The organism is Dactylosporangium thailandense, assembly GCF_059739745.1.
Window position 1 is genome coordinate 8,140,891 of record NZ_AP029195.1, and the last position, 21,508, is coordinate 8,162,398.

General features: G+C 72.9%; 24 protein-coding genes. 5 read left to right on the plus strand and 19 right to left on the minus strand.

What is annotated here, in order from left to right; genetic code table 11:
* Nucleotides 1–122: 122 nt before the first annotated feature.
* Nucleotides 123–1,334: a hypothetical protein gene (locus AC6JBM_RS36210; RefSeq protein WP_497978442.1), complete on the minus strand. Its 1,212-nt coding sequence runs from the start codon at nt 1,332–1,334 to the stop codon at nt 123–125.
* Between the two features lie 328 nt (nt 1,335–1,662).
* Between AC6JBM_RS36210 and AC6JBM_RS36215 the strand changes: the two genes are divergently transcribed.
* Entirely contained in the window at nt 1,663–2,841 is a 1,179-nt protein-coding gene (locus AC6JBM_RS36215) for a pyridoxal phosphate-dependent aminotransferase (protein WP_497978443.1), read from the plus strand.
* A gap of 5 nt (nt 2,842–2,846) precedes the next feature.
* On the opposite strand, the gene dprA is transcribed toward AC6JBM_RS36215, so the two are convergent.
* From dprA to AC6JBM_RS36235, 4 genes are all read right to left on the minus strand, one after another.
* Nucleotides 2,847–4,106 (minus strand): DNA-processing protein DprA, encoded by a 1,260-nt coding sequence (gene dprA / locus AC6JBM_RS36220; RefSeq protein ID WP_497978444.1) that lies wholly within the window; start codon nt 4,104–4,106, stop codon nt 2,847–2,849.
* The gene (locus tag AC6JBM_RS36225) at nt 4,103–5,617 is read right to left on the minus strand and encodes a YifB family Mg chelatase-like AAA ATPase (protein WP_497978445.1); all 1,515 of its coding nucleotides are present in this window, start codon (nt 5,615–5,617) and stop codon (nt 4,103–4,105) included. The genes dprA and AC6JBM_RS36225 overlap by 4 nt, the downstream gene beginning before the upstream one ends.
* A complete protein-coding gene (locus tag AC6JBM_RS36230; protein ID WP_497978446.1) occupies nt 5,617–5,970 on the minus strand; it encodes a YraN family protein in 354 nt (117 codons plus the stop codon). Before AC6JBM_RS36230 ends, AC6JBM_RS36225 begins: the two co-directional genes overlap by 1 nt.
* A gap of 162 nt (nt 5,971–6,132) precedes the next feature.
* Nucleotides 6,133–7,056 (minus strand): bifunctional helix-turn-helix transcriptional regulator/GNAT family N-acetyltransferase, encoded by a 924-nt coding sequence (locus AC6JBM_RS36235; RefSeq protein ID WP_497978447.1) that lies wholly within the window; start codon nt 7,054–7,056, stop codon nt 6,133–6,135.
* Between AC6JBM_RS36235 and AC6JBM_RS36240 the strand changes: the two genes are divergently transcribed.
* The 4 genes from AC6JBM_RS36240 (at nt 7,055) to AC6JBM_RS36255 (ending at nt 10,526) form a co-directional block, all read left to right on the plus strand.
* On the plus strand, nt 7,055–7,441 hold the full coding sequence (locus AC6JBM_RS36240) for an ACT domain-containing protein (protein ID WP_497978448.1): 387 nt from the start codon (nt 7,055–7,057) through the stop codon (nt 7,439–7,441). The two genes, AC6JBM_RS36235 and AC6JBM_RS36240, sit on opposite strands and share 2 nt — an antisense overlap.
* Nucleotides 7,438–7,800: a ribbon-helix-helix domain-containing protein gene (locus AC6JBM_RS36245; RefSeq protein ID WP_497978449.1), complete on the plus strand. Its 363-nt coding sequence runs from the start codon at nt 7,438–7,440 to the stop codon at nt 7,798–7,800. Before AC6JBM_RS36240 ends, AC6JBM_RS36245 begins: the two co-directional genes overlap by 4 nt.
* A 479-nt stretch (nt 7,801–8,279) precedes the next feature.
* On the plus strand, nt 8,280–9,167 hold the full coding sequence (locus AC6JBM_RS36250; RefSeq protein WP_497978450.1) for a tyrosine recombinase XerC: 888 nt from the start codon (nt 8,280–8,282) through the stop codon (nt 9,165–9,167).
* Between the two features lie 201 nt (nt 9,168–9,368).
* Nucleotides 9,369–10,526, plus strand: a complete 1,158-nt coding sequence (locus AC6JBM_RS36255) for an aminotransferase class V-fold PLP-dependent enzyme (RefSeq protein WP_497978451.1) — start codon at nt 9,369–9,371, stop codon at nt 10,524–10,526.
* Between the two features lie 29 nt (nt 10,527–10,555).
* Here the strand turns inward: AC6JBM_RS36255 and AC6JBM_RS36260 are convergent, their stop codons facing one another.
* The 14 genes from AC6JBM_RS36260 to AC6JBM_RS36325 form a co-directional block, all read right to left on the minus strand.
* Complete coding sequence (locus tag AC6JBM_RS36260; protein ID WP_497978452.1) at nt 10,556–11,140, minus strand: M23 family metallopeptidase; 585 nt, start codon at nt 11,138–11,140, stop codon at nt 10,556–10,558.
* A 129-nt stretch (nt 11,141–11,269) separates the two neighbouring features.
* Nucleotides 11,270–11,590, minus strand: a complete 321-nt coding sequence (locus tag AC6JBM_RS36265) for a DUF2469 domain-containing protein (protein WP_033357832.1) — start codon at nt 11,588–11,590, stop codon at nt 11,270–11,272.
* On the minus strand, nt 11,587–12,333 hold the full coding sequence (locus AC6JBM_RS36270; RefSeq protein ID WP_350621046.1) for a ribonuclease HII: 747 nt from the start codon (nt 12,331–12,333) through the stop codon (nt 11,587–11,589). The genes AC6JBM_RS36265 and AC6JBM_RS36270 overlap by 4 nt, the downstream gene beginning before the upstream one ends.
* 1 nt (nt 12,334) lies before the next feature.
* Nucleotides 12,335–12,793 (minus strand): NUDIX hydrolase, encoded by a 459-nt coding sequence (locus AC6JBM_RS36275; RefSeq protein ID WP_497978453.1) that lies wholly within the window; start codon nt 12,791–12,793, stop codon nt 12,335–12,337.
* Between the two features lie 21 nt (nt 12,794–12,814).
* A complete protein-coding gene (gene lepB, locus AC6JBM_RS36280) occupies nt 12,815–13,456 on the minus strand; it encodes a signal peptidase I (protein ID WP_350621050.1) in 642 nt (213 codons plus the stop codon).
* Nucleotides 13,457–13,477: 21 nt separating this feature from the next.
* Nucleotides 13,478–14,335, minus strand: a complete 858-nt coding sequence (lepB, locus tag AC6JBM_RS36285) for a signal peptidase I (protein ID WP_497986589.1) — start codon at nt 14,333–14,335, stop codon at nt 13,478–13,480.
* Between the two features lie 826 nt (nt 14,336–15,161).
* Nucleotides 15,162–15,521, minus strand: a complete 360-nt coding sequence (gene rplS, locus AC6JBM_RS36290; RefSeq protein WP_350621052.1) for a 50S ribosomal protein L19 — start codon at nt 15,519–15,521, stop codon at nt 15,162–15,164.
* Between the two features lie 129 nt (nt 15,522–15,650).
* Nucleotides 15,651–16,367, minus strand: a complete 717-nt coding sequence (gene trmD, locus AC6JBM_RS36295; protein ID WP_497978454.1) for a tRNA (guanosine(37)-N1)-methyltransferase TrmD — start codon at nt 16,365–16,367, stop codon at nt 15,651–15,653.
* Nucleotides 16,364–16,912, minus strand: coding sequence for a ribosome maturation factor RimM (gene rimM / locus AC6JBM_RS36300; RefSeq protein WP_497986590.1), 549 nt, complete (start codon nt 16,910–16,912; stop codon nt 16,364–16,366). The genes trmD and rimM overlap by 4 nt, the downstream gene beginning before the upstream one ends.
* A 6-nt stretch (nt 16,913–16,918) precedes the next feature.
* Nucleotides 16,919–17,176: an RNA-binding protein gene (locus AC6JBM_RS36305; RefSeq protein WP_033357826.1), complete on the minus strand. Its 258-nt coding sequence runs from the start codon at nt 17,174–17,176 to the stop codon at nt 16,919–16,921.
* Nucleotides 17,151–17,612 carry a 30S ribosomal protein S16 gene (gene rpsP / locus AC6JBM_RS36310; protein ID WP_433084290.1) on the minus strand — a complete coding sequence of 154 codons (462 nt, stop codon included), beginning with the start codon at nt 17,610–17,612 and terminating at the stop codon, nt 17,151–17,153. Before rpsP ends, AC6JBM_RS36305 begins: the two co-directional genes overlap by 26 nt.
* Nucleotides 17,613–18,381: 769 nt before the next feature.
* Complete coding sequence (locus AC6JBM_RS36315; RefSeq protein ID WP_497986591.1) at nt 18,382–19,005, minus strand: ribonuclease FAU-1 family protein; 624 nt, start codon at nt 19,003–19,005, stop codon at nt 18,382–18,384.
* Between the two features lie 230 nt (nt 19,006–19,235).
* Nucleotides 19,236–19,883 (minus strand): ribonuclease FAU-1 family protein, encoded by a 648-nt coding sequence (locus AC6JBM_RS36320; protein ID WP_497978455.1) that lies wholly within the window; start codon nt 19,881–19,883, stop codon nt 19,236–19,238.
* A gap of 472 nt (nt 19,884–20,355) precedes the next feature.
* On the minus strand, nt 20,356–21,423 hold the full coding sequence (locus tag AC6JBM_RS36325; protein WP_497986592.1) for an amidohydrolase family protein: 1,068 nt from the start codon (nt 21,421–21,423) through the stop codon (nt 20,356–20,358).
* Between the last annotated feature and the right edge of the window lie 85 nt (nt 21,424–21,508).

Here is a 21,508-nt window from a genome sequence, read left to right on the forward strand (position 1 = left end):
CCGGCCAGAGGCCTTTGCGCCGCGTCCTGGTGGGGGCCGCGCCTGTTCGCCTTCGCCGAATCCGGTAGGGCCGCGGCTACCACGCCCCTACCGACTCGCGACTTCCGCGGACGCTGGTTGCCCTATGCGGCGAGCCCGGCCGCGACGAACAGCAGCAACGCCACCGGCAGATACGCCAACGGCGTCCGCAACCACGCCCGCACCCCGGGCGCCGCGGCAGCCGCCCCACCGATCAGCCCATACAGCCCGAGCGAGAACATCGGCAGCGCCGGAATCATGAACATCCCGGCGAGCGTCGCCCCCGCGGGCACATCACTCGCGGTCACGGCGTGGATAAACAGCCGCAGCACAGGCACCTCGAACAGCACCGTCAGCAGCACCAGCACGACAGCCAGCCCCGGCCGCTTGCTCTGGTACACCGCACCGCCGGCCTCCGCCCCATACTGCTGCTGCCGCGGCGCCGGCACGGCCGCGGTCAACGCCGTAGGGCCAGCAAAGGCGTTCGGCATCGATCCGGTGTTCCCGCCCCCGACCGCTCCGGCCTCGCCCCCGGCAAACCCGGCCCCGGCCGGCGCACCCGACCCCGGTACTCCCGAAACAGGCCCACCGGACACCGGCCCGGCCGTTCCCGTACTGAACGGGCTGGTCGCACCAACCCCTCCGGGCCCGCCGGTCATTCCCGGCCCGCCGGTCATTGCGGGCCCGCCGGTCGCCTCGGCCGCTCCCGCCCCAGCTGGGCCGAGCGCCGCACCTGGGCCGAGCGGCCCGGTGCTGGACGGCGTGATCGTCGGCAGCCCCTGAATCGGCGACCCCGAGGTGGTGAGCCCCGGAATCGAGGCCCCCGCGAGCCCGCCGGAGGCACCGCCGCCCGACACCGGCCGCTGCAGCGCGCTGCGGTCGATCGCCTCGGATCGCCGCGACCGGCTGACGAATTCCCCCGAGTACTCACCCGAGTCGCCACCCCGCCCGTGGGCCGAGGCACCGAACTGCGCGTTGGGGCTGTCGCCGTAGCTCAGCGGGTCGGCACCGTATCCACGGCCTCCTCCCCGCGGTTCCGGAACCCGGTACCCGCCCTCGTCGTACTCCCGCTCGTCCGCGTACCGCGTCGGGGTGTACCCACGGTCCTCGCCGTACCCGCGATCCTCGCCGTACCCGCGGTCCGCGTCGTCGCGACCGCGCGAGCGCTCGTCCCGGGCCCGCTCACCGCGGCCACGGTCGTCGTGCCCCCGGTCGTCACGGCGGTCGTCGTACCCGCGGTCGTCGTATCCACGGTCCTCGGGGTACCAGCGGGAATCCGCGTCCGGGTCCGAGGAGAAGTTCCGGCGTCCATCCACGGTCCGTCACGGTAGGCCCTCGGCATGATCCTCGCCACCCGGCAAAGGTCCTTGTAATCTGCGTCGCTGCCGGCCAACCACGCCCCGTAGCCCCTGACCAGGACTCTCGGGATCGCCGGCGTTCCTCATGCACGCCCCGCGGCCCTTCCGCTCTCACCGCTCGCCGGTCCGCGCCCGGAGTCCTCGTACGCGCGTAACTCCCCCGCCCGACCAGCCCAGCCCACGGCCCGGGGATGCTCGCCGATCGCACCGGCCCGCACCTGAAGCGGCGTCCACGGTGCCCGGACCGCATCGGCCCGAGCGCCGCTCCCGGCCGCATACTCGGGGGGTGACTGACGCCTCGCGTGATCCGCTCATCGCCCGCATGCGCCCGTTCGGCACCACCATCTTCGCGGAGATGTCGGCGCTCGCCGTACGCACCGGCTCCGTCAACCTCGGCCAGGGCTTCCCGGACACCGACGGCCCGGCCGCGATGCTCGACGCGGCGGCCGCGGCGATCCGGGGCGGCCGCAACCAGTACCCGCCGGGCCCCGGCATCCCCGAGCTGCGCGCCGCGATCTCGGCCCACCAGCGGTCCTTCTGGGGCCTCGAGTACGATCCGGACGGCGAGATCCTGGTGACCGCCGGCGCGACCGAGGCGATCGCGGCGAGCATCCTCGCCCTGTGCGAGCCCGGCGACGAGGTCGTCTGCTTCGAGCCGTACTACGACTCCTACGCCGCATCCATCGCGCTCGCCGGAGCCGTCCGCCGCCCGGTCACCCTGCGGGCCGCCGAGGGCCGCTACTCCTTCGACCCGGCCGAGCTGCGCGCCGCGTTCGGCCCGCGGACCCGCCTGGTGCTGCTCAACTCCCCGCACAACCCGACCGGCAAGGTCTTCACCGAGGCCGAGCTCACCCAGATCGCCGAGCTGTGCGTCGAGTACGACGTCCTGGCCGTCACCGACGAGGTCTACGAGCACCTGATCTTCAGCGACGCGGCCGCCCCGCACGTGCCGCTCGCCGGGCTGCCCGGCATGCGGGAGCGCACGCTGCAGATCTCCTCGGCCGGCAAGACGTTCTCGTGCACCGGCTGGAAGATCGGCTGGGTGTGCGGCACCCGTCCGATGGTGTCGGCCGTGACGCGGGTGAAGCAGTTCCTGACGTACGTCAACGCCGGCCCGCTGCAGCCCGCGATCGCGGTGGCCCTGGAGTCGCCGGCCTCCTACTACCAGGAGTTCCGCGACGAGCTGCAGCGCAAGCGCGACCGCCTGTGCAAGGGCCTGACGGAGGCCGGGTTCGCGGTGTTGCAGCCCGAGGGCACGTACTTCGTCACCGCCGACATCACCCCGCTGGGCGGCACCGACGGCGTCGAGTTCTGCCTGGCGCTGCCGGAGCGCTGCGGCGTCGTCGCGGTGCCGACGCAGGTCTTCTACGACGACGCCGAGGCCGGCCGGCGGCTCGTCCGCTTCGCGTTCTGCAAGCGCGACGAGGTCCTCGACGAGGCGGTCGCGCGGCTGCAACGGCTCTGACCCGCTCACCACGCCTCCTCTCCGCCGGCCGGTCGGGGCTCCGCGCTCCCCCGGCGCCCCGCCGGCGGGGCCTCGCCCTCGACCGGACCGCGTGGCTCGCTGCTGAGCCGATAGCCGTCCGCCCCCGACACCACGAACCCGAGCTCCTCCAGCAGCGGCAGATTCCGCCGGGCATCGCGCCCGCTGACCCCGGCCGCGGCGGCGATCTGCTCCGCCGTCGTGGCCCGCCGCGGCCGGACCGCGTCGAGGATGCGGGCCTGCAGCGGATCGAGGACGTCCTCGGGCCGCCCGGCGCCCTGGATCGGCGTGGCCAGCTCCCCGACGCTGCCGATCTCCTCGATGATCTCCTCGACCCGGGTCACCAGCACCGTGCCCGGCTGCCGCAGCTCGACGTGGCAGCCGACCGACATCGGCGAGTTGATCGGCCCGGGCACGACCATCGCGGTGCGTTGGAGCAGCCGGGCGTACCCGAGTGTGCTGCGCGCCCCGCTGCGTGACCCGGCCTCGATCATCACCGTGCCCCTCGTCGCCGCGGCGATCACCCGGTTGCGGGTCAGGAACCGCGTCTTGTGCGGGTGGGTCCCGGGCGGCCACTCTGTGACCAGCAGCCCCTCGTCGCCGATCTGCTCGAGCACCGCCGCGTTCGCCGCCGGGTACGCCTTGTCGATCCCGCACGCCAGCACCGCGACCGTCGCGCCCGCCCCGGCCAGCGCACCCCGGTGCGCGGTCACGTCGACGCCGAGCGCCCCGCCGGACACGACCGTCCACCCACACTCCGCGAGCCCGTACGCGAACTCCGATGCGACATACGCGCCGTACCCGGTGATCGCCCTCGCGCCCACCACCGACACGGACCGCTCCAGCGTCTCGGCGAACCGCAGCGGCCCGCGCAGCCAGACACACATGGGCGGATCGGTGTCCCGGCGCAGCATGTTGCCCTCGCGGCTGGCCTTGACCAGGTCGTCGAGCGCCAACGGCCACTCCTCGTCGGCCGCGGTGACGATCCGCGCCCCGAGCCGCCCCGCCAGCTCCTCCATCCGCTCGGCGAGCTGCGCGCCCACGTCCGGCGAGCCCTCCACGCCGGAGCCGCGCATCCTCGCCTGCACCGCCCCCGACAGCGCCCGCGAGATGCCGTATCCGCCGACCGCCCGAGCCAACGCCTCCTGCGCGCCGACCGCGCGCACGAGCACACCGAGCTCGCGGCAGCCGGGCTCGACGAGCATTCCGAGCGCCATGCGCGCCGCCCGCTCCTCCCCCGGCCTCATCGCACGCTCCTCGAACGCAGCTCGAGCGCTTCCCGCACGTCCGCCGCCTCGGGCCGCTCCCGCCCATCGAGGTCCGCGATCGTCCACGCCACCCGCACCGACCGCTCGAAGCCTCGAGCCGAGAGCCGGCCACGGTCCATCTCGATCGTCAGCGGATGCAGCACCGACTTCGAGAGCCGGAACCGACCGTCGCGCAGCATCGAGGCCGGGACGTCGCCGTTCGTCTTCGCGCTGCGTCCCCAGCGCGCCGCCGCAGTGCCGCGGGCCTCCAGCACCCGCTTCGCGATGATCGAGGACGGCTCCACATGTTCGGTGCCCAGCAGTGCCGCGGAACGGACCGGATCGAGATCGACCTGCAGGTCCACGCGATCCATCAGCGGTCCGGAGAGCCGGGCCTGATACCGCCGGCGGACGATCGACGGGCACTGGCACGTCTGGCGGCCGCCCGGTCGAGCGCAGGGACACGGATTGGCGGCCATCACGAGCTGGGTCCGAGCCGGATAGACGGTTTCGCCGTAGGCACGCCGAAGCCTGACCTGCCCCTGTTCCAGGGGTTGTCGCAGGGAGTCGAGGACTCCGGAGGCGAACTCGGCACACTCATCCAGGAACAGCACGCCGTGATGGGCAAGGCTGATCGCCCCGGGCTTGGCGAGGCCGGGTCCGCCACCGACCAGGGCGGCGACGGAGGCGGTGTGGTGCGGGGCCTGCAGCGGTGCCCGGCGAACCAGCGTTCCGCTCGGCGCAAGCGTCCCGGCGATCGAGTGCAGGGCCGTCACCTCGATCGCCTCCTCGTCGTCGAGGGGCGGCAGCACACCGGGTAGCCGAGCGGCCAGCATCGTCTTGCCGGCACCTGGCGGACCGAACATGGCGATGTGATGGCGACCGGCCGCGGCGAGTTCGATCACGCGGCGTCCTCGCTCCTGACCAAGCACGTCGGCGAGGTCGAGCGTGGTGGACGTTTCCGTGGCCGGCTCGGAGATCGGGTTCAGCAGGTTCTCGGAGCCGTGCAGGTAGCCGATGATCCGGCCGAGGCTGTCGGTGGCGCGGACCTCGATGTCGGGGACGAGGCGGGCCTCGGTGACGTTTGCCAGCGGCACCAGAGCCAGCTCCTTCCCGGCGCGGCTCGCGGCCAGGACGGCGGGCAGCACCCCGCGAACCGGGCGGACGGTGCCGTCGAGCCCCAGCTCGCCGAGGATCACGGCGCCCTTGAGCCGTCCGATGGGCAGCGCGGCTCCGGCCGCGAGCACCGCGATCGCCACGGCCGTGTCGAAGCCGGAGCCGTGCTTGCGCACGTGCGCCGGGAGGAGGTTGACGGTGATGCGCGCCTGAGGCCAGTACGCGCCGGAGTTCTGCACGGCCGCCCGGACACGGTCGCGGGCCTCGCTCAGCGCCGCGTCCGGCAGGCCGGAGACGACGAGACTGGGCAGGCCGGGGGCCACGTCGGCCTCGACGACGATGACCTCGCCGGCCACGCCGTGCAGGGCGACGGAGTGCACGCGGGCGTACCCCATCAGAACGCCCCGCGCAGGTGCTGGATGGCCACGCCCCGGCCGACGAGCACGCCGATCACGTCGAACCGGACGCGTTCCCAGTGCACGTCGTTCGTGGCCAGCCACATCTGGGCGAGCGTGCGCAGGCGGCGGACCTTGGCCGGCACGAGCGCCTCGGCGGGGTGGCCGTATCGGGTGCTGCTGCGGGTCTTGACCTCGACGAACACCACGTCGGCGCCGTCGCGGGCGACCACGTCGAGCTCACCCGCCGAGCTGCGCCAGTTGCGGTCGAGCAGGACGAGGCCCTGTGAGACGAGGTATCGGCAGGCGACGCGTTCACCGAAGCCGCCGACGAGCTGGTTGTGGTTCGTCATGCGGGCGACTTTCGCGGATCGGGGTGATCACTGCGTCGCGCCGAAGCCCAAACCTGTGGACAACGAGGTGCTTGTGGATAAGTTCGAGGGGGTTCGGTGATGTTGGTATGCGGCCGGGTCGCGGCGCAGGCCGGGCGGCTTGGGGCCGCAACCGGGCCGTCGTCAGAAAATTTTCCGCCAGTGCTGGTGTACGAGGTCCTGGCCGTAGGCCGGCCGGCGCTCCTCGTGATCGAGCTCGAACCCGGCTCGCTGATACAGGCGGCGGGCGGCGCCGAGGATGTCGTGCGTGAACAGGACCATGTCGCGGTAGCCGGCGCTGCGGGCGAAGCGGACGCACTCATCGACGAGGCGGCCGCCGACGCCGAGTCCGCGAGCCTTGGGCTCGACGAGCAGCAGCCGAAGCTTCGCGGTCCCCTCGCCCGCGCGGACGCAGAAGATCGAGCCGACGGGCTCGCCGTCGACCTCGGCGATCCAGCCGCGATCCCAGCGCGGGTCGTGCGACTCGGCGTAGTCCGCGACGATGCGCGCGACCATCGCCTCGAACTCGTCGTTCCAGCCGTACTCCGCGGTGTAGAGCGCCCCGTGGCGCTGGACGACCCAGCCGAGGTCACCCGGTCCCGGCGGGCGCAGCACGACCGTGGGCGCGGATGCCGTGCGGCCGCCGAGAATCGTCTCGATGGCGTCCATGGCGCCGATGAGGCGCCGCCGGTCCACCTCCGTCACCGCGCCCAGCAGGGCCGCCGCCTGCGCGTCCGAGCGCTGGTCGAGCTCGGCCTGGGCCGTCCGCCCGGCGTCGGTGAGCCGGATGCGCTGCTTGCGCGCGTCCGCGTCCGAGCGCTCCCGCACGACCAGGCCGTCGCCCTCGAACCGGCCCAGGATGCGGCTCAGGTAGCCGGCGTCCATGTCGAGGCCCTGCCGCAGATCCGCGACGTCCAGCACGCGCGCGGGCGCGGCGGCGAGCTCGTAGAGCACCCGGGCCTCGGCGAGCGAATACGGCGAGTCGAGCAGTCCGGCCCGCAGTACGCCGATCAGGTTCGTGTAGAAGCGGTTGAACCGCCGGAACGCCGCGACCGACTCGATAGTCATGCTTGACATCGTCATCATATCCCTTGACGTTGTCAACGAATTCTCGGAAAGCCGGGCGACGTGGCGTTGTAACGGCCGGGAAACGCAGCGTCGTCAGGCTTGCCCCATGTCGCTACGTCACGTAATCGTCGAACTTCCCGACCGGCCCGGCTCGCTCGGCCAGGTGACCACGCTGCTCGGCCGCCTCGGCGTCGACATCCGCCAGATGCGCGTGCTCGGCCGCGACGGCTCCGTGGCGACGGACGAGTTCGTGGTCAGCGTCCCCGGCCCGGTGATCGACCGGATGCTGCCGGAACTGATCGAAGAAATCCAAGGCGTACGCGTCCGCTCGATCGAGCCGACGCATAGTGATAGCGGGATATCGGGCGCTATCGTGTCGGTATGACTGCTCCGGTCGAGAAACTCGTGGAGCTGCTCGAGACGCTCCCGACCGCGACCCGCCAGGAGATCACCGCCTGGCTCCTCGGACGCACCGTGCCCATGGACCGCAGCTCGCTCTTCGCCACCGCGGCGCTGCGCGGCCGGAACCTCATCGGCCCGCCCGACCTCGGCCAGGAGTCGGCCTCGCACGGCGTGCTGGGTGGGTCGCTGCCGCCCGGTGAGGAGAGCCAGCTGGTCACGTTCCGGCTGCCGGCCGAGCGGCACGCCGAGCTGCGCGAGTGGTGCACCGAGCACGGCTTCACGATGGCGGCCGTGGTGCGCGGGCTGATCGAGCGGTTCCTCGAAGAGCAGCAGCGCCGTTGACTCCGCGCGAGGCATCGCCGGACGGCGCCGGCGTAGACGCGGGCGCTGACACAGGCGTAGGCGCGGACGCCGGCGCGGGCGCGGACGCCGGCGCGGGCGCGGACGCCGGCGCGGACGCGGACGCCGGCGCGGACGCGGACGCCGGCGCGGACGCCGGCGCGGGCGCGGACGCCGGCGCGGACGCCGGCGCGGGCGCGGACGCCGGCGCGGGCGATGACACAGCCGGTGGCGCTGATACAGGCGCCGGCGCACACGCGTCCGAGCGGCTGCGCGACGTCGCGGCGACCGCGCGGGCAAGCGCGACGGCGAAGGCCGGCACAGCACCCGCCGCCGATCGACAACGCGCGAACGCGCGCGGCCGCGCGGGGCGCAGTTCCGCCGCGTCACGTGGCGGCGCCGCAGGTCGCAGCGGCGGACGCGGGCAGGCCGCCGCGCCCGCGCCTGGAACCGCCGAGCTGCACGAGCGGCTGCCCGCGGGCATGCGGGACGCGGTCGACGACTTCGCGCGGTACCTCGCGGCCGAGCGGAACCGGTCGGTGCACACCGTGCGGGCGTACGTCGGCGATGTCGTGTCCCTGCTCGACCACGCGGCGGCCGGAGGCGCGGACGCGCCCGCGGGGCTGAGCCTCGCGGTGCTGCGCGGGTGGCTCGCGCGGAGGCGCGCGGCCGGGGACGCCCGCACGAGTCTCGCCCGGCACGCCGCGGCCGCGCGGACGTTCACCGCCTGGGCCAAGCGCGAGGGACTCCTCGAGACGGACCCGGGCCAGCGTCTGGCCAGCCCGAAGGCGCACCGGGACCTGCCGAGCGTGCTGCGCGCGGACCAGGCGGAGACGCTGGTGACGTCGCCGTCGGGCCGCGCGGACGCGTTGGGGTTGCGGGACCGGCTGGTGCTGGAGCTGCTCTACGGCACCGGGATCCGGGTCAGTGAGCTGTGCGGCCTCGACCTCGGCGACGTCGACCGGATGCGCCGCGTCGTGCGGGTGGTGGGCAAGGGTGACAAGGAGCGCTCGGTGCCCTACGGGCTGCCCGCCGACGACGCGCTGACCGCCTGGCTCCGGCACGGCCGCCCGGCCCTCGAGGGCACCGGGAGCGGCGCGGCGCTCCTGCTCGGCGCGCGCGGTGGCCGGCTGCAGGCGGGCGCGGCGCGGCGGATCGTGGACGCGTACGCACGAGCGGCCGGGCTGCCCCACACCTCGCCGCACGACCTGCGGCACTCCGCGGCCACGCACCTGCTGGAGGGCGGGGCCGACCTGCGCTCGGTCCAGGAGTTGCTCGGGCACGCGTCGCTGTCGAGCACCCAGATCTACACCCACGTGTCGATCGAGCGCCTGCGTGCCGCGTACGAACAGGCACACCCCCGGGCGTAAGACGCAACCCACGCGAACGCGAAAAGACGCGAGCGCGTGGGACGCGAGCGCCAAAGACGCGACGTAGCCAAGCGCGAAAGACGCGAGCGCGAAAGACGCGGGAGCGTAGGACGCGGGCGCGCAGGACGCCAGGTGGGTGAGCAGGATCGGTCCGCGGCAAGTGGGCGCGGGAGCCAGGGTGGGAGCCCTAAGATCGTGGATGTGTCCGCTCCCGAGCCGATTCCCGGTGCTCGGCTGCTGTTCTCGCACGACGCAGCCGTCGCGCACCTGAACCACGGCGCCTTCGGGATGGTGCCGGTGGCGGTGCAACGGGCTCAGCAGCGGGTACGCGAGGAGATGGAAGCCAACCCGCACCGGTTCTTCGCCGTCGGGCTCGAGGAGCGCATCGCCCACGTGCGGCGCCACCTCGCCGCGTTCGTCGGGGCCGACCCCGAGGGCACGGCGCTGGTCGAGAACGCCTCCACGGCAACGTCGATCGTGCTCGGAAGCCTTGATCTCGGTACCGAGGATGAAATCGTGACGACCGATCACGGCTATGGTGCCGTGGACCTGGCGATCGCCGCGACGTGCCGGCGCACCGGCGCGGTGCATCGAGTCGCGCGGGTGCCGCTGGAGGCCGGCGACGCGGCGGTCACGGCGGCGGTGCTGGAGGCGACCACGCCCCGGACCCGGCTGGTGATCGTCGACCACATCACCGCTGCGACCGCGCGCGTGTTCCCGGTGCGGCGCATCGTCGAGGCGGTGCGCGAGCGCTGGGGTGAGCGGGTGGCGGTGCACGTCGACGCCGCGCACGTGCCGGGCATCATCGACCCGCGGGTGAGCGACCTCGGGGCCGACTACTGGGCTGGGAACCTGCACAAGTGGGCGTACGCGCCGCGCGGCACGGCGCTGCTCGCCGTCGCGCCCGCGCGGCGGGCACGCATCCGGCCGCTGGTCCTGTCGTGGTCCACCGAGGCCGGCTTTCCCGCGAACCTGGAGTGGCTCGGGTCGCACGACTACACGCCCTGGCTGGCCGCGCCCACGGGACTGTTCGTGCTGCGCACGCTGGGAATCGAGGCGGTGCGGCGGCACAACGCGGCGCTGGCGGAGTACGGGCAGCGCGTGGTCGCGGAGGCACTCGAGGCCGAGGTGCCGGCGGCGACCGGGCTCCCGATGACGTTGATCCCGCTGCGCCCGGGCGTGGCGAGCGACCCGGAGGCGGCGGCCGCGCTGCGCCGGCGGATCTCGGACGAGCTCTCGGCCGAGGTCGGGCTGGCGGCGTGGCGCGGGCGGGGGTATCTGCGACTGTCCGGCCAGATCTACAACCGGGCCGAGGACTATCAGCGGCTGGCGGCGGGGCTGCCGAAGCTGCTCGCATGAGGCGCTCGAACGAATCGGAGGAGCGCGGGTCAGTGCAACGGTAGGAGGCGCACGCGCGCGGCGCGGAGCAGTGTCATCGGGTCGAGGTACACGCTGCCGTCGGTTCTCAGGCCCCAATGCAGGCACGCCGTCACCGGGCAGTTGGGGTGGCCCGGTCTCAGCGTGCCGAGGGGCGTTCCGCGCGAGACCGCCTGGCCCCGGACCACGGTCGCGGAGACCGGCTCGTAGGTGGTGCGCACGCCGCCGGGATGCTCCACGCTCACCACCGGCCGGCCGCCCACCATCCCGGCGAAGACGACCGTGCCCTCGCCGGCGCTGCGCACGGTCTGGCCGGGGGCGCCCGCGAGGTCCACGCCCCGGTGGCCCGCGGCATAGCGGTCCGAGGGCGGCTCGAAGCCTCTCGTCACGGTCACCGGGCCGTCGAGCGGCGCCTGGAACACGCCGTCCGCCGGAGTCTCGGCCGGCGCCTCGGCAACGCCGGCCGAGAAGGAGGAGGCCGCGGCCCGCTTGGGCGTGGACAAGACCGAGGCGGCGGCGGCAATGGCCGTGGAGGCCGCGGCAACGGCGGTGGCGGCGAGGACGAGGAGCCCGATGCGGGTCAAGTTCTTCAACATGGCCGCGAGCGTTGCGGATTCTGGCCGCCGGGGCAAACGCGATCTTGCTGCCTGTGGATAACTGGACCCGGCCTGCACAGGGACTGACAGGCCGGGTCGCGGTGTGCTAACGCACCCGCCGCTGACGCATCAGCCGCCGAAGCCGTTGTCGGGCAGCGAGATGTCGGGCTTCTCGAGCTCCTCGACGTTGACGTCCTTGAAGGTCATCACGCGGACGTTCTTCACGAAGCGAGCCGGCCGGTACATGTCCCAGACCCAGGCGTCGTGCATCTCGACCTCGAAGTAGACCTCGCCGTCCGAGTTGCGCACGTGCAGGTCGACCTGGTTGGCCAGGTAGAACCGGCGCTCGGTCTCCACCACGTAGGAGAACTGGCGGACGATGTCGCGGTACTCCCGGTAGAGCTGGAGCTCCATCTCGGTTTCGTACTTCTCGAGATCTTCGGCGCTCATCGCGGTCCGCCTTCCATAGCCACATTGTCGCCCACTTGCGCCGGAACCCGTGCGGCCTCGCCGGGCGCCACGCCGACGTTACCGCGCCGTGAGCCCGGCCGCCCCACCGCCGCCACGTTCGCGTAGGAGAAACGGTGCTCGGGGCATGGCCCGTGGGCCAGCAGCGCCGCGCCGTGCACCGGAGTCGCGTAGCCTTTGTGCTCGTCGAAGCCGTATTGCGGGTACGTCTCGTGCAGTTGCTCCATGATCCGGTCCCGCGTGACCTTCGCCACGACGCTCGCGGCCGCGACGCACGCGGCGACCTGGTCACCCTTCCAGACCGCGAGGCCGGGGATGCCCAGGCCGTCGACCTTGAAGCCGTCGGTGAGCGCGTACTCCGGCCGCACCGACAGGCTCGCGAGGGCGCGCCGCATGCCGGCCAGGTTGCACACGTGCAGCCCGCGGCGGTCGATGTCGCCCGGCGGGATCACGATCGCGGTCCACGCCTCAGCGCGCCGGATCACCTGTTCGTAGACGCGCTCCCGCGCGGCCGCCGTCAGCAGCTTGGAGTCGTTGAGTTCCTCGATCTCGCCGCGGCGGCCCTGCGGCAGGATGACGGCGCCCACGACGAGGGGCCCCGCGCAGGCCCCACGGCCCGCCTCGTCGGCGCCGGCGACCCGGTTGAACCCGCGCCGCTGCAGGGCCCGTTCGAGGGCCCACAGGCCCGCGGCGCGATGCACGACGGTGCGCGGAGGCGCGAGCATCTCAGGCCACCTCCCGCAGGAGGCCGGGGAGGTCGGCGGGGTAGAAGCGCTCCGACGTCGCGGCGAGCTCGTCCGCCGACCACCACCTGGTGCTGTCGACGGTGGTGGCCTCGTAGTCGGCGAGGTGGGAGAGGTCCGCGGTGAACGCCTCCGAGCGCACGACGAAGAACGTCTGCTCCTGCGAGTACCAACGGCCATCGAAGGGGAACTCGACCCGATCGGTGCGGACGGGCCCGACCAGGTCGGCCCCGGTGATGCGCAGCCCGGTCTCCTCGTAGACCTCGCGCACGGCCGCGTCGGCGAGCGACTCCCCCGCCTCCAGGCCGCCGCCCACGGTGAACCAGTAGCGGTGCTCGGGCCGCGCCGGGTCGCATCCGCGCATGAGCAGAACGCGCCCGGACGGGTCGAGCAGCAGCACCCGCGCCGCCCGGCGGTCGATGTCTGCCGCGGCCTCCGTCATACCGACGAGACTACGACGCAATCACTTGGAGGTCGGATCCGGCACCTTGTCGAAGGTGTCGGGGACGCTGAGCCACTTGGCCCGGTTGAAGGGCCAGAAGACCACGAAGGCGCGGCCGATCACGGCGTCCTCGGGAATCGTGGCCTGGTTGGGATCCTTGGTGCGGATGAAGTTGTACCGCGAGTCGCCCGAGCGGGATCGATGGTCGCCCATCACCCACAGGCGGTCCTTGGGCACCGTGACGTCGAACTGCTCCTCGCTCGGGAGGTCCTGCAGCCCGTCGGCGTTGGCGTAGATGTAGGACTCGTCCAGCGGCGTGCCGTTGATCGTGATGCGCTGCTTGTCGTCGCAGCACACGACGTGGTCGCCCCCGACGGCGATGACGCGCTTGATGAAGTCCTCTTCGGACGGGTCGTTGCGCCACGAATCCGGCGCCGTGAAGACGATGACCTCGCCGCGATGCGGGGAGCGGAAGTCGTACACCAGCTTGTTGACGAGCACGCGATCCTTGATGAGCAGCGTGTTCTCCATCGACTCGGACGGGATGAAGAACGTCTGCAGGACGAAGGCGCGTACGACGACGGCGACGATGATCGCCACGCCCAGCAACACCGGCAGTTCGCGCCAGAAGCTACTGGGTTTCTTGGTCTGCTCGTCAATCACGCCCTGAAGGGTACGTGCTCGTCACCATCGGCGACGCCTCAACCGCTCCTGACGCGCCGAACGGGTCGAAAGCGAGAACGAGACAGCGATCGGCACAAGTACCATATCCGGGACCAACGGGTTGTTGTGCGCACGCGTGACGTGCGGCCCAGGTGGCGCCAAAGCCGCTGGCTTCGGGACGTTCTTGAATGTGTCGGGCACGGGTAGCCAGCCCCAGCGGCTGCTCGGCCAGAGGATCACGAACGCGCGGCCGATGACGTTGTCGATCGGCACCTGGCCCTGGCAGCGCGAGTCCTGGGAGACGCCGCGGTGGTCGCCCATCACGAACATCTGCCCGGCCTGGACCTTGATCGGCCCGAACCGGCGCGCCGTGCACTGCTTCGGGTTCGGGGCGGCGTCCAGCGGGGAGTTGTCGTAGAGGTACGCCGACTCGTCGAGCGGATAACCGTTGACCGTGACGCGCCCGTCGACGTCGCAGCAGGCGACGGTGTCGCCCGGGAGCCCGATCACCCGTTTGATGAAGTCCTTCTCGCCGGGCTGGCCGAACCCGACGAGGTCGCCGACGGTCTTGCCGAGCTCGGCGAAGAAGCCGGCGTCATTGTCGACATGGTTCTCGGGAACCCACGTGTCCGGGCCGGTGAACACGACGACCTCGCCGCGCTCGGGCTCCCGCACGTCGTACAGCACCTTGTTGACCAGCACCCGGTCGCCGACGAGGAGGGTCTCCTCCATCGAGCCCGACGGGATGAAGAACGCCTGCACCAGGAACGTGCGGATGAGCACGGCCAGGCAGAACGCGACGATCAGCAGCAGCGGCAGCTCCTGCCACAGCGGCATGTTCTTGCGCTTGCGGCGGACCTTGCTGCGCCAGGTGGACACCGAGTCGTCCTCGAGCGGGACACCCCGGCGGGGCCGGGCACCCGAGCCCGTCGAGCGCTCGCCACGGTCATAGCTGCGTTCGTACCGCTCCGCGCGCTCCCGCTCGCGACGTTCCCGCGGATCGTCGTACCCGGGCTCGTCGTAGCCGCGATCGCGCTCGAACGCGCGGTCGCGCACCATCGGCGGCTCGTCGCGGTCCCATTGGCCGCGCCGGGAGCCGTACGGGTCGTCGTCCCAGGAGCGCCCGCGGTTCCAGTCGCCCTGATCGCCCCGGCCGCCGCGATCGTCGCCACGGCTCCAGCCGCGCTCCGGTTCGCGACCCCAGTCGCCCCGCCCGCCGCCGCCCGGGTTCCAGTCGTCGTCGCGCTGGTGACCACCCCGGCCCGGCGCGAGGTCGCGCCCGGGCTCCACGTCACGACGACCGGGCACGACGTCGCGGCCGGGCGGCGCCTCGCCACGCCCGTAGGCGTCGCGGTCGTCGCGCGGCCAGCCGCCGTCGTAGGCGCGCTGCCCCTCTTCGGCGTCCGAGCGTCCCGAGGTCGACCAGTAGTCGTGGCCCGGGTAGCTGACGCCGCCGAAGGGTTGCTGCTGCTGCCCGCGCCGTCCGCCCGCCTGATCCAGGGGGCGATCGCGCGGGTGTTGGTCGTCGGCGCGATCGTCGTAACCATCGCGGCCGTAGGGGTCACTTGCCATCGGCGTCAGCCTAGATGCACAAGACCACTTTGGGGAGACCGGCTCCAGATGACCGAAAGATCCGATCCCGGACGCGACGCAGGGAGGGTGCGCACCGCGCCCCTCCCCGTCGGCGATCCAGCGAAGCGCGAGGTCAGCTGCTGACCTTGGTCTCGCGCTTCTCCTTGATCTTGGCCTTCTTGCCCCGCAGGTCACGCAGGTAGTAGAGCTTCGCGCGGCGCACGTCGCCGCGGGTCACGACCTCGATCCGGTCGACGGCCGGGCTGTTCACCGGGTAGGTGCGCTCGACGCCAACGCCGAAGCTCACCTTCCGGACCGAGAAGGTCTCCCGCAGGCCGGCGCCCTGGCGACGGATCACGACGCCCTGGAAGACCTGGACCCGGGACCGGTTGCCCTCGACGACCCGGGCGTGCACCTTGACGGTGTCACCGGCGCGGAAGCTCGGGATATCGGTCCGCTGCGACTGTGCGTCCAGCGCGTCCAGCGTGTTCATCGCGGCTGTTCCTCGTCACTCAAGGCACGCCCGATCTCCGCGGCGCGCGAGGGTTTGTGATCATGGTGCCGGACACGTCAGGCCGCGGCAACCTCACTACTTTGCCACATCGACGCGCGGAACCTGAAATCAGGCCCCTTGATCACCGTCGGCGGCCCGCCGTTCGAGGGCGGCGATGAGGTCCGGACGGCGCTCGGCGGTGCGCTGCAGGGCCTGCTCACGGCGCCACCGCGCGATGCGGCCGTGGTCGCCCGAGCGGAGGATGTCGGGCACGTCCAGCCCGCGCCAGCTGGGCGGCTTGGTGTACATCGGCGCCTCGAGGATCCCGTCGGCGTGCGACTCCTCCACCAGCGAGTCGGCGTTGCCCAGCACGCCCGGAAGCAGCCGGGTGACCGCCTCGAGCACCACGAGCACCGCGACCTCGCCCCCGAAGAGCACATAGTCGCCGAGGGAGACCTCGCTCACGCGCATCCGCGCGGCGGCGTGGTCGAAGACGCGCTGGTCGATGCCCTCGTAGCGGCCGCAGGCGAACATCAGGTGCTCCTCGCCCGCCAGGGCGCGCGCGGTCGCCTGGGTGAACGGAGCGCCGGCCGGGCTCGGCACGATCAGATGGGTCTCGGGGCCGGCCAGCGCGTCGAGGGCCTGACCCCACGGCTCGGGCCGCATCACCATGCCGGGGCCGCCGCCGTACGGCGTGTCGTCCACGGTGCGATGCACGTCATGCGTCCATTTCCGCAGATCGTGTACCGCCAGCCGGAGCGTCCCGTTCGCGCGCGCCTTGCCGATCAGGGACAGGTCGAGCGGCGCGAGGTACTCCGGAAAGATCGTGACGACGTCGACCCTCATAGGTCGAAAAGGCCTTCCGGCGGGGTGATCACGATGCGCCGCCCGGGCACATCGACCTCGGGAACGATCTCGCGCACGAACGGCACCAGGCCGGTGCGCCCGTCGGCGAGCCGCACGACGAGCAGGTCGTGCGCGGGCGCGTGGTCGATGCGCAGCAGCTCGCCCACGTGCTCCCCCGCGGCGTCGACGACGTCGAGCCCGATCAGCTCGTGGTCGTTGAACTCGTCCGGGTCGTCGCTCGGCGGGATCGTGGCGCTGTCCACGCACAGCAGGACGCCGCGCATGTCCTCGGCGAGGTTGCGGTCGTAGATGCCCTCGAAGACCACCAGGAGGCGGCCCTGGTGCGGGCGGACCGTTTCGATGGTGAGCGTCGGCGGCGGCCGCCACGCGCCCGCGGGGACGGTCTGCAGATGCCGCACCGCCGTCGAGTCGGTCTCGAGGACCGACCCGACGGCGAAACGCTCAGCCGGCGCGTCCGTGCGCACGTCCACGACGACTTCGCCGCGGACGCCGTGCGCGCGGATGACCTGACCGACGACGAGCAGCATGCGTCAGTACGCGTCGACGATCTCGACGCGCACGCCGCGGCCGCCGATCGACGTGATGACCTGCCGCAGCGCCTTGGCCGTGCGGCCGCCGCGCCCGATCACGGTGCCGAGGTCCTCCGGGTTGACCCGGACCTCCAGCCGCTGACCGCGGCGGGAGTCGACCATCCGCACCCGGACGTCGTCGGGATTGTCGACGATGCCCTTGACCAGGTGCTCGAGCGCCGGGCGCAGCACGTCAGGCCTCCGCGCCGGCGCCGGCACCGGACTGCTCCTCCGCCTGCGCGGCCGGAGCCTCGGCCTCGGCCTTCTTCTTCGGTTCGGCGGCCTTCTTCGCCTTCGGCGCGTCGGCGAGACCGGCGGCGGCCTGCGCCTCGGCCTCGTAGGCGGCCTTGCGGTCGGGAGCCGCGGCACGGACCTTCAGCGGCTCGGCCGGGGCCGGCAGACCCTTGAACTTCTGCCAGTCGCCGGTCTTGGACAGGATGGCCTGCACGGCCTCGCTCGGCTGCGCGCCGACGGAGAGCCAGTGCTGGACGCGGTCGGAGTTGACCTCGATGCGCGAGGGCTCCTCCTTCGGGTGGTACAGCCCGACGAACTCGATCGCCCGACCATCACGCTTGGTGCGCGAGTCGGCGACGACGATGCGGTACTGCGGGTTGCGGATCTTGCCCATCCGCAGGAGCCGGATCTTGACGGCCACTTGGTTGCTCGCTCCTGGATCTGTTGGAAGCCGAGCGACCGCCCGGACACCGTGGGGATGGCGCCGTCGGCTGCTCTGTTGGACTGGCGCGACGCCGGGTTAGAGGGCTCGGACGCACACCGGATACCAGCAGACCATTGTGCCAGACCCGCTACCGTGCGCAAAAACGACCCCGCGTGAGCCCATCCTCTCCCGCGACGCGGCCAGTTTTTCCATTTTCGGCCCTTTTCGCCGGTACCACCGGTGCAGCCCGCCGCCCCTCACCCGAATTCGGCCACCCGACGGCCGCGGCCATGAACGTTTCACGGCCGATCTCACGCGCGGACGCGCTCGGCTACCGCTCGGTCGCGGCTGCGTGCGAGCCGCCGGCTCGCCTCGGGTCGCTCGGACACCCCGCTCGCTCGGACACCCCGCTCGCTCGGACACCCCGCTCGCTCGGACACCCCGCTCGCTCCGACGCCCTGCCCGCTCGGACGCCCAGTGGCCCGGGCGCGCGGATCACCCGGAGGCCCGGTTGCTCGGACGGGCGGGTCGCTTGGACGCCTTGCTCGCTCCGACGCCCAGTTGCTCGGGCTCGGGCCGCTCGGACGCGGGCCGGACGCCCCGCTCGCTCCGACGCGCGCCGCTCGGACGCCCGGGTCACTCGGACGCCTTGCTCGCTCCGACGCCCAGTTGCTCGGGCTCGGGCGCCTCGGACGCCCGGGTCACTCGGATGGGCGATTCGCTCGGAGGCCCAGTGGCTCGGGCGCGCGGACGCGCCGGCCGGGCGTCAGCGCAGCGGGGGCCGATCCCAGCCGGCTTCGAGGCCGGGTAGCTCCCACCCGGGCGGCGGCATGAAGTCCGTCCAGGTGCCGTCGAACGGAAATCCCCCGGCCTCGATCTCCTTGACGACCCGCAGGCCCTCCTCGCGCACCGCCGCCTCGTCCGCGACCCAGTAGTGCTCCGGCAGCGCGAGCCGTTCGAGGAACTCCTCCTCGTCCTTCCACTCCCACGTACGGTCCGGCGCCACGAGGATGTCGAGATCCTCGTCGGTCACGTCGACCCCGGACGCGGCACCCGGATCGCTCCAGCGGATCGCCGGGCGCTCCAGGTTGACGTACCACCCGGTGAACTCGTCCGCATCGTTGCGGAACCACCACACCGAGTGCGCGGGATCACCGGGCCGGTGCAGCTTCAGCACCCCCGGCCCGCTCCAGGTCCCCTGCTTGAGCGAGGTCCCACGCGTGACGTAGTCGGCGAACGGCATCGTCCGCATCCCGTACCCGTCGCCGGACACCTCGTTGACCACGGGCGTGTGCCGCGCGATCCACAGCAGCAACCCGCGCTCGTCGTCGGACACGACGCGAGCGGGCCGCACCCACCCGATCCGTCCCCGCCGCACATTGCGGTGCATGATCACCTGGCCGGGGGTGAAGACGACGCTCAACCGCGCTCCCTGGGTAGGCCCCGCCCCGCGGGGTTCCGGTGACACCTGCATTCACTCGCGCTCGGGAGCGGTCACGCGCTGGCGGGGCCGGTCCCAGCCGCCCGTCACCGCTGCCAGGCCGGTCCCAGCCCTCAGTCACCGCTGCCAGGCCGGTCCCAGCCGTCGGTCACCGCTGCCAGGGCCGGTCCAGCCCTCGGTCACCGCTGCCGGGGCCGGTCCCAGCCCTCGACAACGGGCTCCGGGATCGTCCACTCGTCCGGCGGCCGGAAGTCGGTCCACGTGCCGTCGAAGGGCCACTCCCCCGCCTCGATCATCGGGACGATCGCGTGGCCTTGGGCCCAGACGGCCTCGGGGTCACTCACCCAGTACGCGTCCGGGTGCGCCAGTCGCTCCTCGAACTCGTCCTCGTCCTTCCAGCCCCAGCGCCGGTCGGGCCAGACCCACATGTCGAGGTCCTGGTCGGTGAGGTCGACCCCCGCGACCTGGCCGTCGTCCCAGGTGACCCCGGGCTCCTCGAGGTTCACGTACCACGCGCGGAAGCGCAGCTCGGGGTCGAACAGCCACCACACCGAGTACGCGGCCCCGCGCGGGTGGAACTTCAGCGTGCTCGGCCCGCGGTACACGTCATGGATGATCTTCTTCGGCTCGGCGATCCACCGCTCGAACGGCATCCCGCGCGGCCCGTCGCCGTCCTCGTTGACCTGCCGGATGACGGGGCTGCCGGTCGCGAGCCAGAGGCTGGTGCCCTGCTCGTCGTCGGAGACCACGCGCGTCAGCGGCGCCCAGACCAGCGTGTCATGGGTGAAATGCCGGTGCAGGACCGGTCTTCCGGGACGCAACGGCACGCGGTCAGTGTATCGGGCAGGTATCGGCTTCGCGCTCCCGAGCCCGCTCCGGACGGCCGCCCAGCAGGTCACACCGGGCGGCGGCCGGCAGGTGGCGCTCCGCCGCGCGGACGCGCTCCTGCAGCCCGACGGAGCCGGTCGCCGCGCGGACGCGCTCCTGCAGCCCGACGGAGCCGGTCGCCGCGCGGACGCGCTCCTGCAGCCCGACGGAGCCGGTCGCCGCGCGGACGCGCTCCTGCAGCCCGACGGAGCCGGTCGCCGCACCGGGGTCCGCGGCACCCAGATCGTCTCGCCGACCTGGCTGAGGATCACCTCAATGAGGGACGACCGGGGAACGCGGACGCGCGGACGCGTCGCCCGGTCGGCGCACGGAGGGCTCAGCGGCCAACTCGACCGCGCAGCACGCGGCGGAGTCGAGTGCAGGGTGGTCAGGCCGGTGCTGGCGCGTCGCCCGGTCAGGCGCGCGGAGGGCTCAGCGGACCACCCGGCCGCGCAGCACGATGCGGCGGGGCCGGAGCAGGGTGGTCAGGTCGGTGCGGGGGTCCTCGGCGTACACGACGAGGTCGGCCAGGCCGCCCTCGACCAGGCCGGGGAAGCCCAGCCACTCGCGGGCGCCCCACGAGCCCGCGCGCAGGACGGCCTCGGCCGGCAGGCCCGCCTCGCGGTGCAGCAGGAGCATCTCCTCGGCGGCCAGGCCGTGGTCGATGCCGCCGCCCGCATCGCTGCCGACGTAGATCGGGACGCCGGCCTCGTGGGCGGCGCGCACGATCGACGGGAAGCGGTCGCGGAGGGCGAGCATGTGCTGGGCGTACGTCGGGAACTTGTCCTCGGCCTGGGCCGCGATGCCCCCGAACGTCGCGATGTTGATCATCGTGGGCACGAGGGCCGTGTTGCGGCGGGCCATCTCGTCGATGTCGGACTCGTTCAGGCCGGTGCCGTGCTCGACGGAGTCCGCGCCCGCGCGGACCAGCGCGGCGACCGACTCCTCGGCGAAGGTGTGGACCGCGACCCGTGCGCCGGCGGCGTGCGCGGCCTCGATCGCGCCGGCCATCGCGGCGACGTCCCACGCGGGCGCGAGGTCGCCAACGCCGCGGTCGATCCAGTCGCCGACGAGCTTGACCCAGCCGCTGCCGAGGCCGGCCTGGCGGGTGATCTCGCCGGGCAGGTCCGCCTCGCCGACCTCGACGCCGATGTCCCGCAGGTACCGCTTCGGGGGCGCGACGTGCCGCCCGGCGCGCACGAGGCGCGGGACGTCGCGGTCGTCGTCGAGGGAGGCGTACGGGATCGGAGACCCGGCGTCACGGATCGCGAGGACGCCCGCGTCGCGATCCACGACCGCGAGCGACCGCGCCTGGTCGATTCCCTCGGACGGCCGGCCGCCGGGCTGGATGCCCAGGTGGCAGTGGGCGTCCACGAGTCCGGGCAGGATGTAGCCCTCGTCCGCGACCGTGAGCGCACCCGCGACCGGCGTGAAGGTCACGCGGTCGCCGACCAGCCAGAGATCGCGCCGCTCGCCGGAGGGCAGCAGCGTCCCCCGCACGTGGAGCGCCGGGCCGCCGTCGTTCCCGCGCGCGGACGCGTCGCGGGATGCGCGCGCGGACGCGCTGCGGGCAGCGGGCACGGAC

Excerpts from the sequence above, each read along its gene's own strand:
- AC6JBM_RS36240 (WP_497978448.1), top strand. The coding sequence starts at position 7,055 with ATGCTTGACATCGTCATCATATCCCTTGACGTTGTCAACGAATTCTCG.
- AC6JBM_RS36315 (WP_497986591.1), bottom strand. The coding sequence starts at position 19,005 with ATGCACCGCAATGTGCGGCGGGGACGGATCGGGTGGGTGCGGCCCGCT.
- trmD (WP_497978454.1), bottom strand. The coding sequence starts at position 16,367 with ATGAGGGTCGACGTCGTCACGATCTTTCCGGAGTACCTCGCGCCGCTC.
- AC6JBM_RS36225 (WP_497978445.1), bottom strand. The coding sequence starts at position 5,617 with ATGGGGTACGCCCGCGTGCACTCCGTCGCCCTGCACGGCGTGGCCGGC.
- dprA (WP_497978444.1), bottom strand. The coding sequence starts at position 4,106 with ATGAGGCCGGGGGAGGAGCGGGCGGCGCGCATGGCGCTCGGAATGCTC.
- AC6JBM_RS36265 (WP_033357832.1), bottom strand. The coding sequence starts at position 11,590 with ATGAGCGCCGAAGATCTCGAGAAGTACGAAACCGAGATGGAGCTCCAG.
- AC6JBM_RS36235 (WP_497978447.1), bottom strand. The coding sequence starts at position 7,056 with ATGACTATCGAGTCGGTCGCGGCGTTCCGGCGGTTCAACCGCTTCTAC.
- AC6JBM_RS36260 (WP_497978452.1), bottom strand. The coding sequence starts at position 11,140 with ATGTTGAAGAACTTGACCCGCATCGGGCTCCTCGTCCTCGCCGCCACC.
- AC6JBM_RS36275 (WP_497978453.1), bottom strand. The coding sequence starts at position 12,793 with ATGACGGAGGCCGCGGCAGACATCGACCGCCGGGCGGCGCGGGTGCTG.
- AC6JBM_RS36250 (WP_497978450.1), top strand. The coding sequence starts at position 8,280 with ATGCGGGACGCGGTCGACGACTTCGCGCGGTACCTCGCGGCCGAGCGG.
- AC6JBM_RS36230 (WP_497978446.1), bottom strand. The coding sequence starts at position 5,970 with ATGACGAACCACAACCAGCTCGTCGGCGGCTTCGGTGAACGCGTCGCC.
- AC6JBM_RS36270 (WP_350621046.1), bottom strand. The coding sequence starts at position 12,333 with ATGCTCGCGCCTCCGCGCACCGTCGTGCATCGCGCCGCGGGCCTGTGG.
- rplS (WP_350621052.1), bottom strand. The coding sequence starts at position 15,521 with ATGAACACGCTGGACGCGCTGGACGCACAGTCGCAGCGGACCGATATC.
- AC6JBM_RS36245 (WP_497978449.1), top strand. The coding sequence starts at position 7,438 with ATGACTGCTCCGGTCGAGAAACTCGTGGAGCTGCTCGAGACGCTCCCG.